Source organism: Acidicapsa ligni (genome assembly GCF_025685655.1).
In the GTDB taxonomy this organism is placed as follows: domain Bacteria; phylum Acidobacteriota; class Terriglobia; order Terriglobales; family Acidobacteriaceae; genus Acidicapsa; species Acidicapsa ligni.
The window spans coordinates 248,848-262,133 of the sequence record NZ_JAGSYG010000003.1 but is presented as its reverse complement, the minus strand read 5'-3'; the positions used below and the strand labels follow the sequence as shown (position 1 = coordinate 262,133).

General features: G+C 55.7%; 10 protein-coding genes. 3 read left to right on the top strand and 7 right to left on the bottom strand.

All coding sequences use genetic code 11. From position 1 onward, the window contains the following. Genes argB through OHL19_RS11570 form a run of 3 tightly spaced genes read right to left on the bottom strand, consistent with a single transcriptional unit; the run spans nucleotide 1 to nucleotide 2,332 of the window. Nucleotides 1–783, bottom strand: coding sequence for an acetylglutamate kinase (gene argB, locus OHL19_RS11580; protein WP_263357856.1), 783 nt, complete (start codon nucleotides 781–783; stop codon nucleotides 1–3). Next, the gene (gene argC, locus OHL19_RS11575; RefSeq protein WP_263357855.1) at nucleotides 780–1,859 is read right to left on the bottom strand and encodes an N-acetyl-gamma-glutamyl-phosphate reductase; all 1,080 of its coding nucleotides are present in this window, start codon (nucleotides 1,857–1,859) and stop codon (nucleotides 780–782) included. The genes argB and argC overlap by 4 nt, the downstream gene beginning before the upstream one ends. Further along, entirely contained in the window at nucleotides 1,856–2,332 is a 477-nt protein-coding gene (locus OHL19_RS11570; protein WP_263357854.1) for an arginine repressor, read from the bottom strand. The genes argC and OHL19_RS11570 overlap by 4 nt, the downstream gene beginning before the upstream one ends. 243 nt (nucleotides 2,333–2,575) lie before the next feature. Between OHL19_RS11570 and gltB the strand changes: the two genes are divergently transcribed. Beyond that, entirely contained in the window at nucleotides 2,576–7,066 is a 4,491-nt protein-coding gene (gene gltB, locus OHL19_RS11565) for a glutamate synthase large subunit (protein ID WP_263357853.1), read from the top strand. A gap of 354 nt (nucleotides 7,067–7,420) precedes the next feature. Here the strand turns inward: gltB and OHL19_RS11560 are convergent, their stop codons facing one another. The 3 genes from OHL19_RS11560 to OHL19_RS11550 all read right to left on the bottom strand — a co-directional run bounded on the left by OHL19_RS11560 (nucleotide 7,421) and on the right by OHL19_RS11550 (nucleotide 10,095). Continuing rightward, complete coding sequence (locus OHL19_RS11560) at nucleotides 7,421–7,888, bottom strand: YdeI/OmpD-associated family protein (RefSeq protein ID WP_263357852.1); 468 nt, start codon at nucleotides 7,886–7,888, stop codon at nucleotides 7,421–7,423. A 99-nt stretch (nucleotides 7,889–7,987) separates the two neighbouring features. Then, nucleotides 7,988–8,497, bottom strand: coding sequence for a peptide-methionine (R)-S-oxide reductase MsrB (gene msrB / locus OHL19_RS11555; RefSeq protein WP_263358369.1), 510 nt, complete (start codon nucleotides 8,495–8,497; stop codon nucleotides 7,988–7,990). Nucleotides 8,498–8,820: 323 nt separating this feature from the next. After that, nucleotides 8,821–10,095 (bottom strand): MFS transporter, encoded by a 1,275-nt coding sequence (locus OHL19_RS11550; protein ID WP_263357851.1) that lies wholly within the window; start codon nucleotides 10,093–10,095, stop codon nucleotides 8,821–8,823. A gap of 120 nt (nucleotides 10,096–10,215) precedes the next feature. On the opposite strand from OHL19_RS11550, the gene OHL19_RS11545 reads away from it, so the two are divergent. Together OHL19_RS11545 and OHL19_RS11540 are read left to right on the top strand one after the other, a co-directional pair. Further along, the gene (locus OHL19_RS11545) at nucleotides 10,216–10,635 is read left to right on the top strand and encodes a MerC domain-containing protein (protein ID WP_263357850.1); all 420 of its coding nucleotides are present in this window, start codon (nucleotides 10,216–10,218) and stop codon (nucleotides 10,633–10,635) included. Nucleotides 10,636–10,798: 163 nt separating this feature from the next. Beyond that, nucleotides 10,799–12,700 carry an AMP-dependent synthetase/ligase gene (locus tag OHL19_RS11540; protein ID WP_263357849.1) on the top strand — a complete coding sequence of 634 codons (1,902 nt, stop codon included), beginning with the start codon at nucleotides 10,799–10,801 and terminating at the stop codon, nucleotides 12,698–12,700. On the opposite strand, the gene OHL19_RS11535 is transcribed toward OHL19_RS11540, so the two are convergent. Next, complete coding sequence (locus OHL19_RS11535) at nucleotides 12,636–13,286, bottom strand: hypothetical protein (protein ID WP_263357848.1); 651 nt, start codon at nucleotides 13,284–13,286, stop codon at nucleotides 12,636–12,638. The two genes, OHL19_RS11540 and OHL19_RS11535, sit on opposite strands and share 65 nt — an antisense overlap.

The window sequence follows — 13,286 nt, the reverse complement described above, 5'->3', positions numbered from 1 at the left end:
CTAAGCAACCATTACTTCGGTACCTTGCGCAACCCTTGAAGTGCAAAGATCTGGTAAAACGTTCGCAGCCTCAGCCGGCAAAATCCGCACGCGCTTCACTCCGTGCAACAACGCTTCGCGGCAGGCGCTCAACTTCGGCAACATTCCACCTGAAATCACAGCACTTTTCGCCATCTCCGCGATCTGGTCGATGCTCAACCACCGCATCACTTCACCATTCGCTCCGCGCACTCCTGGAACATCCGTCAAGAAGACTAACGCATCTGCATGACAGGTAGTCGCGCAAGCCGCCGCCATCTCATCGGCATTCACGTTGTAATACTCACCATCGAATCCCAAAGCCATCGAAGAAATCACAGGCACGCCGTTCAACTGCCAGACCGCTTCGATCCATCGCGGATCACTCGCCGCAATTTCCCCAACAAAACCAAGATCAGGAACGGTGCGCTTCTTTCGCGCGCGAAACAAAAGTCCATCGCCACCCGAGAGGCCAACCGCAGGCTGCCCCACGGAACCAAATGCAGCCACCAGCCCCTTATTGACACGGCCCGCAAGAACCATCAACGCCACATCGCGCGTCTCTGCATCCGTCACGCGCAGGCCGTTGATGAATTCACTTTTCTTTCCAAGTTGTGCAAGGGTCTTCGTCAATTGAATGCCGCCGCCATGCACCACGGCCACCTGGTTACCATCTTTCACCAGATCGGCAATCGCTCGTACACATCCAGCCAGCAGTGTTGGAGTTTCCAGGCCCGCTCCACCCAGCTTGATCACATATTTCATTCCAGCCCCTCCGCCTCACCCCAACCTTGCATTACATTCAAATTCTGCACAGCCTGTCCCGCTGCGCCCTTGAGCAAGTTATCCAGGCAACTCACGACAATCGCGCGATGCCCATCCTTAGCAACATTGAATCCAATATCTGCATAATTCGTTCGCACCGAATACTGAATCTGCGGCAGCGTCGTCCCAAACAGCCTCACCATCGGACTGCCTTTATAAAACTCCCGATAGCAAGCCTCTACCGAAGCACTCGTCTGCGCAGTCTTGAATCGCACATAAATCGTAGAAAGAATCCCTCGCGGAATCGGCAGTAAATGCGGCGTGAATGTTATATCCTCCGCGCCGACTCCTAACTGCTCCACTAACTCGCCTGTATGCCGATGCGTAAACAGCCCATAAGCTGACAGGTTATCCGCTGCATACATATAGTGTGTCTTCGCTACCGGAGCCTTACCCGATCCACTAACACCGCTTTTCGCGTCTGCAATAATCCCATGCTCCACATCGACCAGCCCCGCTGCCAACAAAGGCTTCAAGGCCAGGATCACCGAAGTTGCATAGCACCCTGGATTCGCCACCAGGCTTGCGGTGCGAATGCGATCCCGATGTAGCTCGGGCATTCCATACACGGCCTGCGCCTGCATCGTCAGCGCATCCACTGAGCCTTCATCTTCAAATCCATACACGGCACGATTGGAACTCTCTTCCAGCCGCCACGCGCCGCTTAAATCAATCACGCGGAAGCCGCGCTTTCGCGCTGCTGGCACAGACTCGCGAGACATCTCATGCGGAGTAGCGAGAAACACCACATCCACACCCAGATCCTCAAGCAAGTCCCATGAAAATGGCTGCACTCGCAGCGAACCAGTTCCATGGCTATCCACAAGCTGAGGATGAATCTCCCCCAATGGAACACCGCCCCGAGCCTGGTCTCGTTCATCGACGCGCCCTGCAAACACCGGCACATTCCCGGCAAGCCGAGGATGCCGCACCAGCAGCCGCGCCAACTCTGCGCCTGCATAACCCGTAACTCCAACGACGGCCGTTTTTATCGTAGCCTTATTTGATTCGCTCATGATTCCAGCATCTTTCTCAGTTTCGCCTGTACATCTGCGGCCCGTCGTAAATCAGGGCAGATCACCAGCACCGTATCGTCCCCGGCAAGCGTTCCCACGACTTCAGGCCATTGCTCATAATCGAGCGCCGCGGCGACCGGCTGCGCTCCACCCATCACTGTACCAATCACCACCTGATTCATCGCCTGCCTGCTGCGCATGCCAAACGTCTCAATTACATCGACAACGCTTGGCGGACGATGATCGTCATCTTCCGCAACAGCTTCATTTGAATCATGCCCATTGCCGTTTCCGTTCGGTAGACCGTATCCGCCAGCGCCCTTGAATAGCTGTAACTCCTGCAGATCGCGCGAAAGCGTAGCCTGGGTCACTGCAAAGCCACGTCGCCGCAACTTGCGCCGCAACTCGTCCTGGCTTTGGATCAGAGAACTGCCCACCAGTTCCCGTATCGCATTGTGACGTTCCAGCTTCATTTCGCCCCGAATTCTCCAGCATACTTCTTACAGCAAATCGAAAGCGCGGCCCCATGATGAGGACCGCGCTTGCATAAATATACGACAGTTTGTATAAATATGCAAAACGGTTCATCATTTCTTAACAGGCCTTTTGAGCGAACCCTCCCCAGGAATTCCCGTAAAAGTGTCTGCACCGATTTCGCTTTCTCAATTTGTCCCGTCAACGTTGGATTCTGAATTCAAGAGGTCGTATAGTTACATATGGATCGCCTCCGTCTTAATACCGACATTTCTCTCCAGCAGGCCGCTTCCGCGCGGTCGCTCGCGTCCTTCCCAAATCTGCTCGACCCTCGTTTCGACCAGGATTCCTGTGGTGTAGGTTTTGTTGCCAACGTTTCGGGCGAGCCCTCGCACGAAATCCTGCAGCATGCCCTCACCGCGCTCGCCCGCCTCGAACACCGCGGCGCGGTAGCAGCGGACGGCAAATCCAGCGACGGAGTCGGTGTTATGACTGCTATTCCGCGGGATATTCTGCTGCTGCCGCTCGGTATTGAGCTCGACCGCAAAAGGCCCCTCGGCGTCGCAGTCGTCTTCCTGGAGGGCGAATCTCTAGCATCGCGTGATGAGCTTGAAGCGGCCTTTGTCGCTCAGCAGATTGCCGTGCTTGCCTGGCGCCCTGTCCCGATATGTCCGCAGATTCTCGGTTCCATCGCCGCCTCTACGCTGCCCAATATCTGGCACGTCCTTGTCACCTCGGACGAAGATGCCGACCTCACTGATTTCGATCGTCGCCTCTACCTCGCGCGCAAGCAGTTCGAGCGCTCAGCGCTGCCCGGCTACGTTGCATCGATCTCGTCGTCCACTATCATCTATAAGGCTTTATGCGCCGGACGTCTGTTGCCGCAGTTTTATCCGGATCTTGAAAACCCCGAGTTCAAGACGCCCTTCACCGTTTTTCATCAGCGCTACGCCACCAACGTTCTCCCTAGTTGGGACCGTGCCCAGCCATGCCGCACGCTCGCCCACAACGGCGAAATCAACACCATCTGGGGCAATCGCTCCCGTATGGACGCGCGTGCCGCGACCCTTCCGCTCGACCTGCATCCCGTTCTCACCGAAGGCGGTTCCGACTCCACCTCGCTCGATGAAGTCGTCGAACTTCTCTCGCAAAATGGTCGCACCGTCGCCGAATCGCTGCGTATGCTCGTCCCGCCGGCCAACCACGGCAACACCTCTTCCTTTCTCCAGTACAGCGGAGATTGCGTTGAGCCCTGGGACGGCCCCGCTGCCCTGGCCTTTGCCGACGGCCGCCAGGTCGGAGCCATCCTCGACCGCAACGGTCTTCGTCCCTGTCGCTTTGCCATTGATGAAGATGGTCTCGTAGTCGCGGGTTCTGAAGCGGGTCTCGTCGATATGGACCCTGAAAAAATCACCCACTCAGGGCGCCTCGGCCCCGGCCAGATGATTCTCGTCGATCTCGAAACACACGAGTTTCTTGAAAACGAAGAACTGCTCGCCCGTTTCGATAAGAACAGCAACTACAAAGACCTCGTGCAGAGCGATGCGCCCCTAGTCGCCGCAGAAAATCCAAGCGATCTTCTGGATGCCGTCGAACTCAATCACCTTCAACATCGTTTCGGCTACACGCGCGAAGAAGTGCGCATGATGCTCGCGCCTATGGCCGCCGAGGGCAAAGAAGCCATCTGGTCCATGGGAGACGACACTCCTGTCGCTCCGCTGGCCCGTTCGCCTCGCCCTGTATATTCGTTTTTCCGCCAGCGCTTCGCCCAGGTAACCAATCCTCCTATCGATCCGTTGCGCGAAGCAGTCGTTTTGCAAATGCATACTCGCCTGGGCCCCTGGCCGCATATTTTCGAGCCACGCGAGCCACTTCCCGGTCTCTCGCTTTCTTCGCCATTGCTTTCGTTGGCCGAGATGTATGCGCTGAAGCATCAGCAGCATTCTCTCGCGAATGAACTGCCGCTTGAGATCCTCGATTGTGTCTTTTCGCCGGAGGGCACGCTCGAAGCATCATTGGATGCACTCCTCCATCGTGCCGTAGAACTTATCGGCGAAGGCAAGAAAGTTCTTGTCCTCTCTGATCGCGCTGCTTCCGAATCCGCATTGCCCATCCCTATGGCGATGGCTCTTGGCGCCGTTCACATCGGCCTCATTCGCGCTGGTATCCGCACTGAAGTTGGGTTAGCCGTCGAAGCCGGTGATTGCCGCGATATTCATCACGTCGCCCTCCTCCTCGGCATGGGCGCAGGAACTATCTGTCCCTGGCTGGCCCTTGAAACTGCACGAGCCCTGACGCCTGAAAACGGGGAAGCAAACATGCTCCACGCCTTGGAACTCGGCCTCGCCAAGGTCATGTCCAAGATGGGTATCAGCGTCGTCGATAGCTATCGCGGAGCTCATCTCTTCGATGCTCTCGGCCTCTCCGACGAAGTCATCGACAAATGCTTCTTCGGCACTCCATCCCCACTCTCCGGTATAGGTTTTGCCGAAGTAGAAAAATCAGTTCGCCAATCCTGGCGATCGGCAGTGCCTGCTCCGGAACCAGCCAACGCAAGCGACGATGACAACGGCACGCTCGTAACTCCAACCGCCATCGCACCCACCACCAAAGATCTTCCAGACTACGGTTTCGTCCGTTTCCGCAAAGCGGAGGAAGCAGAACCTCACGCCTGGCAACCTCAGACAGTTCGTGCGCTCCAGGCAGCGATGGGTTCAACGAAGCAGGGAGCAGCGCTCGCGCTGACGCCCTGGTCTGCTTTCGCGACGCAGGCTACCGATACCCAGCCCGCAGCCATTCGCGATTTGCTGGAGATTCGTCCCGCCGGTCCCGAGTTCTCGCTGGAAGAAGTCGAAGCTCCCGGCAGCCTTGTCAAGAACTTCATCGCCTCGGCCATGTCCTTTGGTTCGCTCTCACCTGAGGCTCACCAGACCATTACGCAGGCCATGAACCTGCTTGGCGCCCGCTCCAACACCGGCGAAGGCGGCGAAGACCCCGCAGTGTATGCCGACATCGACGGAGCACCATCGCTGCTCAACAACAAGATCAAGCAGGTAGCCAGCGGTCGCTTTGGCGTCACCGCGGAATACCTGATTCACGCCGAAGAAATCGAGATCAAAGTTGCCCAGGGCGCCAAGCCCGGCGAAGGCGGCCAGCTCCCCGGCTACAAGGTCACGGAGCTTATCGCTCGCCTGCGCCACGCGCAGCCCGGCATGCAGCTCATCTCGCCACCGCCGCATCACGACATCTACTCCATCGAAGATCTCGCTCAACTCATCTACGACCTCAAGCGCGTCAATCCCCGCGCTACCATAGGCGTCAAGCTGGTCTCTGAATGGGGAGTCGGAACTGTAGCGGCAGGCGTCGCCAAAGCCTACGCGGACTACATCGTTATCGCCGGACATACTGGAGGTACTGGTGCATCCTCACTCTCAAGCATCAAGTACGCAGGCGATCCCTGGGAACTTGGTCTTGCCGAGGCCCAGCAGGTTCTCATCCACAACGGTCTGCGCGGTCGTGTCCGTCTGCGTACGGATGGCGGTCTGCGCACGGCACGCGACATCCTGATCGCCGCCCTGCTCGGTGCGGATGAGTTCGCATTCGGCACCTCCGTCCTCGTAGCTCTTGGCTGCGATATGGCACGTCAGTGCCATCTCAACACCTGCCCGACTGGCATCGCAACCCAGAAGCCCGAGTTGCGCGCCAAGTTCCGCGGCAAGCCGGAGCACGTCGTTCGCATGTTCGACGAACTCGCCCACGAACTCCAGCAGTTGCTCGCCTCGCTCGGCCTGCCCTCGCTGGCTGCCGCAACCGGTCGTACCGATCTGCTCGAACAGGTTCGTTTTGAAGGCGGACTCAACCTCGCACCCATCCTCGGTGCAGCCACGCTGGCCCAGAGCGGCGCGCCTATCCGCTGGCAGGGCGGGCGCAACGACCGTCCCGAAGAACATCCAGCCATTGATGATGCATGGGTAGAGCCCGCGTTCGCGGCCTACAAATCCAATCAGCCGTTCTCGCTTTCCACGCATATCACCAACGAAAACCGCACATTAGGCGCGCGTCTCGCTGGTGAGATAGCCAAGTTCAAAACCAACAACCCAACGGCTTCCGGCTCAGCTTTGCACTTCGATCTAAAGGGAGTTGCCGGTCAGTCCTTCGGAGCCTTCGCGGTTGCGGGCATGACACTCAAGCTGCAAGGTATCGCCAATGACTTCGTTGGCAAAGGCCTCTGCGGTGGCGAACTCATCCTCAAAGGCGAGGGTCGAGCAGCCCGCGAAAGTACCAGGCACGTAATCCTCGGCAACGTCGCGCTCTATGGTGCCACCTCCGGCGAACTCTATGCCGCAGGCCGCGCAGGCGAACGCTTCGCCGTCCGCAACTCCGGCGCACTCGCAATTGTAGAAGGCTGTGGCGATCACGGCTGCGAATACATGACCGGCGGCCTCGTTGTAATTCTCGGCGACACCGGCATCAACTTCGGAGCAGGAATGACGGGTGGATTGGCGTGGGTTTACGACGACAAAGCTGCATTTATAGAGAAAAACTACTACCATCCCGAGTTTTTGCTTGCGGAGAAATACGATGAGTTGGACTATACTGCGCAGCACTCAATCCGTGAGTTAGTCGAACTGCATTCCACAAAAACGGCCAGTTCCTGCGCCAATGTTTTGCTGACCCAATGGGACAAATTGGCCAAAAACTTGATCCGCCTGACACCGAAAACACAGGTCTGACAGCTTTCAGAATGTTCCACGTAGAGCAATTCTCACGATCGACAATCGTCGAAAATGAGAGATGTTCCACGTGGAACATCTTGTCTTAGAAATTCTATTATTTTCAGTATTTTAGATATTCATATAATCTGCAAATTATAAGAGGAGTTATACATCACGGAAGTAACTTCATCTCGATTTTTAGTTATAAACATAAGTCATACTCATCCTGTGTTTGATATGCCTTCAGAATGATTATCCGCGCGGCGAACTGCCTGAGAAGACTCAGAAGGGAAGGTTCGGGTTTCTTACACAGGAATTCGGCTGATTGTCCCGCAAGTAGGTTCGGGAATTTAGTTCAATCTTATGGATGAATTAACGGTCGCGGCGTTGCTTTGCGTGGAGCATTTCGATTGTTTTATCGACTCGCGCAGTCTTTGTCTCAGGCTTTTTGGCGCTCACGATCCAATCTACATATTCCTTTTTGTGTGAGTAGGCAAGGGAATCGAAGAAGCTGGCTGCTTCCTTGTTTTTCTTCAAGGACTTTTGCAATTCCTCAGGGACATCTACCGTTCGCTCAGCCTTATCAATGGCCATCGTGACCTGAACCAACTCACCTGCTTTGGTATTGGCCGCCGCAAGTAATTCCTTGTTGATATTCATGTAATGCGTACCGTCGCCTACGGGCATGACGGAGTTGCGAAAGCTGATGTCGTTAAGCGTGCCTGTAACCGGGACGCGGGCTTTGCTGCCAAAGACTTTCACCACGTCAAAGGGGATGATCAGGTGAGTCCAGGCACCGTTAGGGCCTTTGGCGACGAGGCGGGTTGTGAACTTTTCCATTGCGGATACTCTCACGAAAATGAGTATCTCTTACTCTTGCAGATTTGAGTAGATGTAAAAAGAGATATGTATATGGATAAATCTCTAACGGTGGAGTGATTACGCTTTTACAAACCGCATCGAAGCCGAGTTCATGCAGTAGCGCAGACCCGTGGGCTGCGGTCCATCGTTGAAGACGTGGCCCAGATGCCCTTCGCATCGTATGCACTTGACCTCTGTGCGCTCCATGCCGAGTGAATCATCCACTACCTCGGTAATATTTTCCTTCGCAATCGGCGCCCAGAAACTTGGCCAGCCTGTGCCGGAATCGAACTTTGTCTGCGAACTAAACAGCGCCGTATTACAACAGACGCAGCGAAAGATGCCTGCATTATGTTCTTTGAGGCTGACGCCTGAGTAGGGCATCTCTGTATCCGCCTGGCGGGCGATGTCATAGGAGTTTCTACCCAATTGCTGGAGCCACTCTTTATCCGTTTTCACAATCTTTGCAACAGTCTCTTTGGAGAGATTCTTGCCGTCATTACTGAAGTTGACGATGGTGACTTCGTCAGGAGTGCCATGAGTCGTATCGCTCGCCTCGACGCCGGAAGTCTTTCGCAGCAAAAGCATAGACACACATGCTGCAAGCGTTGCGCTGGCCACAAAGGCTCGCCGCGTCGTCTTCTTTGCCCGGTCATCCTGAGTGATATCTGAATTGAATATGATGGATCCCTCAACTTTTGACTCGTCATTCCAGACTCGCCATTCATCCGACGCGAATACACGGAAGAAAGTTACAGCCTACAACGAAACGAACGGCCACACTGCCAGTGCGGCCGTTCTCTGCTCGTAGCGCAGGTTGCTATGGTTGTGACTGCTGTGCCCTCCGAAGCAAAACTGGCGGATGCGAATGAAAGCAGTGAAAGCGATGCAAACAGCCAGGCCAAATCAAACTATTTGCTGGTTTTGGGTTCCATGAAAAATTTGCCGATCAGGGTGAAGAGAACCAATACCACGGCACAGAGCGCAAATACTGTACGTACACTGGTGGCCTGAGCTAAAGCGCCGGAGACAAGCAAGCCGAGAATTTGCGCCGAAAAGATAACGGACATCATGGTACTGCCGACGCGGCCCATCAACTCTGGCGGCGTTTCCTGCTGCATAAGAGTCTGTGCAGGAATGATGATTCCAGCTACGGAAAAACCAATGATGAAGTCTCCAAACAAGGTGCTCCATACGGCAGTTACGGCAAAGAGTAAAACTAATCCAGCGGCGATTCCGAGCAGGCCGGAGTAGACGAGAATAGTGTTCTTGATCTTTGTGCCGAAGGTGTTGAGCAGGTTGATGCCGCAAAGAATTCCAGCGCCGATCAGGCCCGATGCCCAGGCGTAGATCGTATTTCCGGCGTGGATTGAATCACGAACATACACGGCGATCAGCGGGCCAAAGCAGCCCATGATGAACATTCCCGCAGCCAGTGCGAGGATGACGAAGAGCAGGCCAGCGTGGTGAAGAATAAACGACAAGCCTTGTTGCATGTCATGCCAGATTTTGGCGACTGCACCTTTGTCCTCAGTAGCCGTGTGCTGATGGACAGCAGGCGAACGCTTGATCGTGACAGATGCGATAAAGCATGCCGAAGCAAAGAAGCTGGCGGCATCGACAATATAGCAGGCACGCCAGCCAAGCATTCCTACAAGGACGCCTGCAGCAGCGGGGCCGATGATACGCATGATGAACATGACCTGCTGCATGAGCGCGTTAGAAGAGCGCAGGCCGTGGAAGGGAACAGCTTCTCGGATCACAACGCCCTGTGCTGGACCGAAGAAGCTGGAGACGACGCTGATGGCTGCGAGAATGACGTAGAAGTGCCAGATCTGCGTGGAGACGAGCAGGAGCAGGCAGAGTAATCCACGTATGACGTCACTGGAGATAAGCGTGCGCTTCAGAGGCCAGCGATCGACAAAAACTCCGGCAAGAATGCCGAGGATGGCGATCGGCACTTGATACGCAATGTTGACGCCGGTGACTTGCTGAGCGGTTGCGTGGAGTTTGTACGTGAGCAGGCCAATGACGGCAAAGAGTGCTACGAAGTCTCCCAGATTAGAGACGATCTGCGCATACCAGAGGCGGCGCATAGTCGTGATGCGCAGAACTTCACGCATCGACAACGCTGCTCGCGGAGTGGCCGCGCCAGGTGCTTCGGATTGTGTAGCAGATGTGCTCATTGCGTTATGGACCTTATCTTAATTGCGATTGCAGGGAATAGAACGAAGAATCATGGGCCAATGGTTCCCGGGTACAACAATTTTGTCATTCGTTCATGCGCATGTTGGTAAAATTTGAACATGTGCGCATCATCACGGGCAGTAGTTATTGGGAGTTCAGTGTCCTGGGCAGACAGGCTGGGAATATGGGCTTCAGGGTTGTGTGTAGTTCATTGCATTTTGACGCCCGTACTGCTTTCATTTTCAGTCGTGCTGGCTCACCTGCTTCCTTCGGAAGAGAGAGTACACAGGACGCTCGCCTTGACGGTAGCCATGCTTGGAGCGATTGCTCTGCTCCGGGGCTTTCGCAAGCATCGCAGAGCGAGAGTGTTGCTGCTCATGGCTGCGGGTCTGGGTTGCATCTTTGCGGCGGCCTGGTGGGGCGATTTGCTGCCATCGCATTGGGCGGAGGTCGCGATTACTTTCCTGGGCAGTTCGCTGATGATTACTGCGCATCGAATGAATCATACGTTCTGTAAGCAATGCGTCTGCGCGGACTGACACCTTATTTCTGCTTCGACATCTTTGAGTGGATAGTACCGTAGAAGCTAACGCTGCGGGAGTGCGATAGCATTCCGCGGGCGCTCCCATGCTCCGCGCTGATACACTTGCACGTTAGCGCCCGTGGATCGGCGCAAAGTGGATAGGCCCGGAGATGTGTTCTATGAACCAGATGAATGTGGATGCGAACGGCAAGTTGGCGGCGACGACCCCACTGGCGCGCGCCGGCAAGTTCAGCAGTGAGGGAAATGCGCTGCAGACGGTGAACGATCTGTTTCTGCGCGTAGCGGGAACGAATCGTTCCCGCATGTTGCTTTGGCAGGACGATGGCGGCGAGTGGCAGGGCATCTCTTCGGGTGAGATTTATCAGCGGGTGCGGGCGCTGGCAAAGACCTTTCTTGAATGGGGAATTGGACGTGGCGACCGCATTGCCATCCTGAGCGAAAATCGCTGGGAATGGGCGATTACAGATTTTGCCACGCTGGCGATTGGCGCCGTAGACGTGCCGATTTATCCCACGCTGACCTCGGAACAGATTGGCGAGCTGCTGCGTGACTCCGCGAGTCGTGTCGTTGTGGTTTCCACGCGTGCGCAGTATGACAAGGTTGCGGCCGCCGTGCTAACGAATGCGGATGGATTGTCGCTTGAGCATGTGGTGATGATGGACTCCGCGAACACTCCGGCGGATGCAGTGAGTTTTGCAGCGCTGATGCGCGCGGCGGAAGGCAAGTCCGGCGGACTGGGTTCCGCTGATACGGACGCGGAGTTTGATGCGCTGGTGCGATCGACCAGGGCTTCAGATCTGGCGACGCTGATCTACACTTCCGGCACGACGGGCGAGCCGAAGGGCGTGATGTTGACGCATGGAAATATCGCTTCAAACACATGCTTTGCGACAAAGGAATTCGGGTTCACTCCGGAAGATGGATGCATCTCGTTTTTGCCGCTATCACACATAACGGCGCGCGCACTGGACTACGCGATGTTTTTCTACGGCGCGCAGATTGCATATTGTCCACAGTTCGATAAGCTGCCCGCGACAATGAAGCAGGTGCGGCCCACGGTGTTTGTGGGAGTGCCTCGGGTGTACGAAAAGATTCGGCAGGGCGTGGAGCAGAAGTCAGCAGCGTCGAAGATGAAGGCTCGCATTCTGGCCTGGGCGGTGGGTGTTGGAGCCAGGCATCAGGGAGACGTGCTTGATGGAAAAACTCCAGGCTCTCTGACATGGAAGATTGCGAACAAGCTGGTCTACAGCAAGATTGGCGAGGCATTTGGCGGACGCGTGCATACGTTTATCTCAGGCGGAGCGCCGTTGGGAATCGATACGGGAAACTGGTTTGCTTCGGTGGGGATTTCAGTGCTTGAGGGCTATGGGTTGACGGAGACCTCGCCGGTGATCGCAATCAATACTCCGGTTTCGCATCGTATGGGTTCCGTCGGCAAGCCGCTACCGAATGTTGAGTGCAAGCTGGCGGCGGATGATGAATTGCTAGTGCGTGGGCCCGGAATCTTTCAGGGCTATTGGCAGAAGCTCGTGGCTACGAATGAGTGCTTCGATACCGAGCAATGGTTTATGACCGGGGATATCGCGAAGATTGATGGCGACGGGTTTCTCTACATTACTGATCGCAAGAAAGAACTGCTGAAGACATCGGGCGGTAAGCTGGTGGCTCCGCAACCAATCGAGAGCAAGCTGAAGACTAACCTGCTGATTGGTCAGGCTGCGCTGGTCGGCGACAGGCACAAGTTTGTATGTGTACTGATTTCACCAAACTTTGCAGCTCTGGAAGCATGGGCGCAGACCGAAGGAATTCCGGCGCAGACACGGCGCGAACTGGTAGCGGATGCGCGTGTAATCGCGCTCTACAAAGACATCGTGGATCGTGTAAATGGGACGTTGGCCAACTTTGAAACGATGAAGCGCTTCCGCGTGGTGGCCGACGAGTGGGCTTTGGATTCGGGAGAGCTTACGCCTTCAATGAAATTGAAGCGGCGAGTGATTACGGAGCGATACGCGGGGTTGATCGCGGACCTTTACGCCGACGAGGCCACCGCACGCGCCTGATCGGTTTGGATACATTGTGGCGGAGCATCCCGCCCTTGAGCCAGAGCTTCTGCAGCGATTGGAAAAAGGGCGCGCCCCAGGCTCCAATCATGAGCAGGGAGCCGAAGAGAATGACTGCATCGATGCTGAGGCGGCCGCCGGTCTTGACCCAGTAAACGTCGGGGTCAAGATTAAGCCAAAGGGCGAACTCGTCCAGGGTGAGCGCTGCGCCGATTCCATAACTGATGGACATGATGCGACTCAGCAATATCGAGATCGGTGAGTGTGCGCGGCCCAGATCGAGCAGCCAGCCGTAGCCAACAAAGAGCAGAATCAGGATGCCCCAAACCAGATGATGAATATGCTTGCCGCCCATCATCACCCATTTGAAGGGACCATCCCCCCGAACGACGAAAGAGACCAGCACACGAACCGAAAGAAAGGTAAAGAAAAAGGCGACCGACGCGAGAAAGACACGACGGCGTGGACGATCAGGAATAGATGTCCGAACCAGATACCCAAGCCGCGTAAGCTGCATAACGACAAGCAGCAGGGCTGCTATCAGCAGAACGAACACCAGCAGGATTACGGTTCCGGTTTGCGGCAT

Coding starts and splice junctions, on each gene's coding strand:
- gltB (WP_263357853.1), top strand. CDS start 2,576: ATGGATCGCCTCCGTCTTAATACCGACATTTCTCTCCAGCAGGCCGCT.
- OHL19_RS11570 (WP_263357854.1), bottom strand. CDS start 2,332: ATGAAGCTGGAACGTCACAATGCGATACGGGAACTGGTGGGCAGTTCT.
- OHL19_RS11560 (WP_263357852.1), bottom strand. CDS start 7,888: ATGGAAAAGTTCACAACCCGCCTCGTCGCCAAAGGCCCTAACGGTGCC.
- OHL19_RS11550 (WP_263357851.1), bottom strand. CDS start 10,095: ATGAGCACATCTGCTACACAATCCGAAGCACCTGGCGCGGCCACTCCG.
- msrB (WP_263358369.1), bottom strand. CDS start 8,497: ATGCTTTTGCTGCGAAAGACTTCCGGCGTCGAGGCGAGCGATACGACT.
- OHL19_RS11535 (WP_263357848.1), bottom strand. CDS start 13,286: ATGCCGCAAACCGGAACCGTAATCCTGCTGGTGTTCGTTCTGCTGATA.
- OHL19_RS11545 (WP_263357850.1), top strand. CDS start 10,216: ATGTGCGCATCATCACGGGCAGTAGTTATTGGGAGTTCAGTGTCCTGG.
- argB (WP_263357856.1), bottom strand. CDS start 783: ATGAAATATGTGATCAAGCTGGGTGGAGCGGGCCTGGAAACTCCAACA.
- argC (WP_263357855.1), bottom strand. CDS start 1,859: ATGAGCGAATCAAATAAGGCTACGATAAAAACGGCCGTCGTTGGAGTT.
- OHL19_RS11540 (WP_263357849.1), top strand. CDS start 10,799: ATGAACCAGATGAATGTGGATGCGAACGGCAAGTTGGCGGCGACGACC.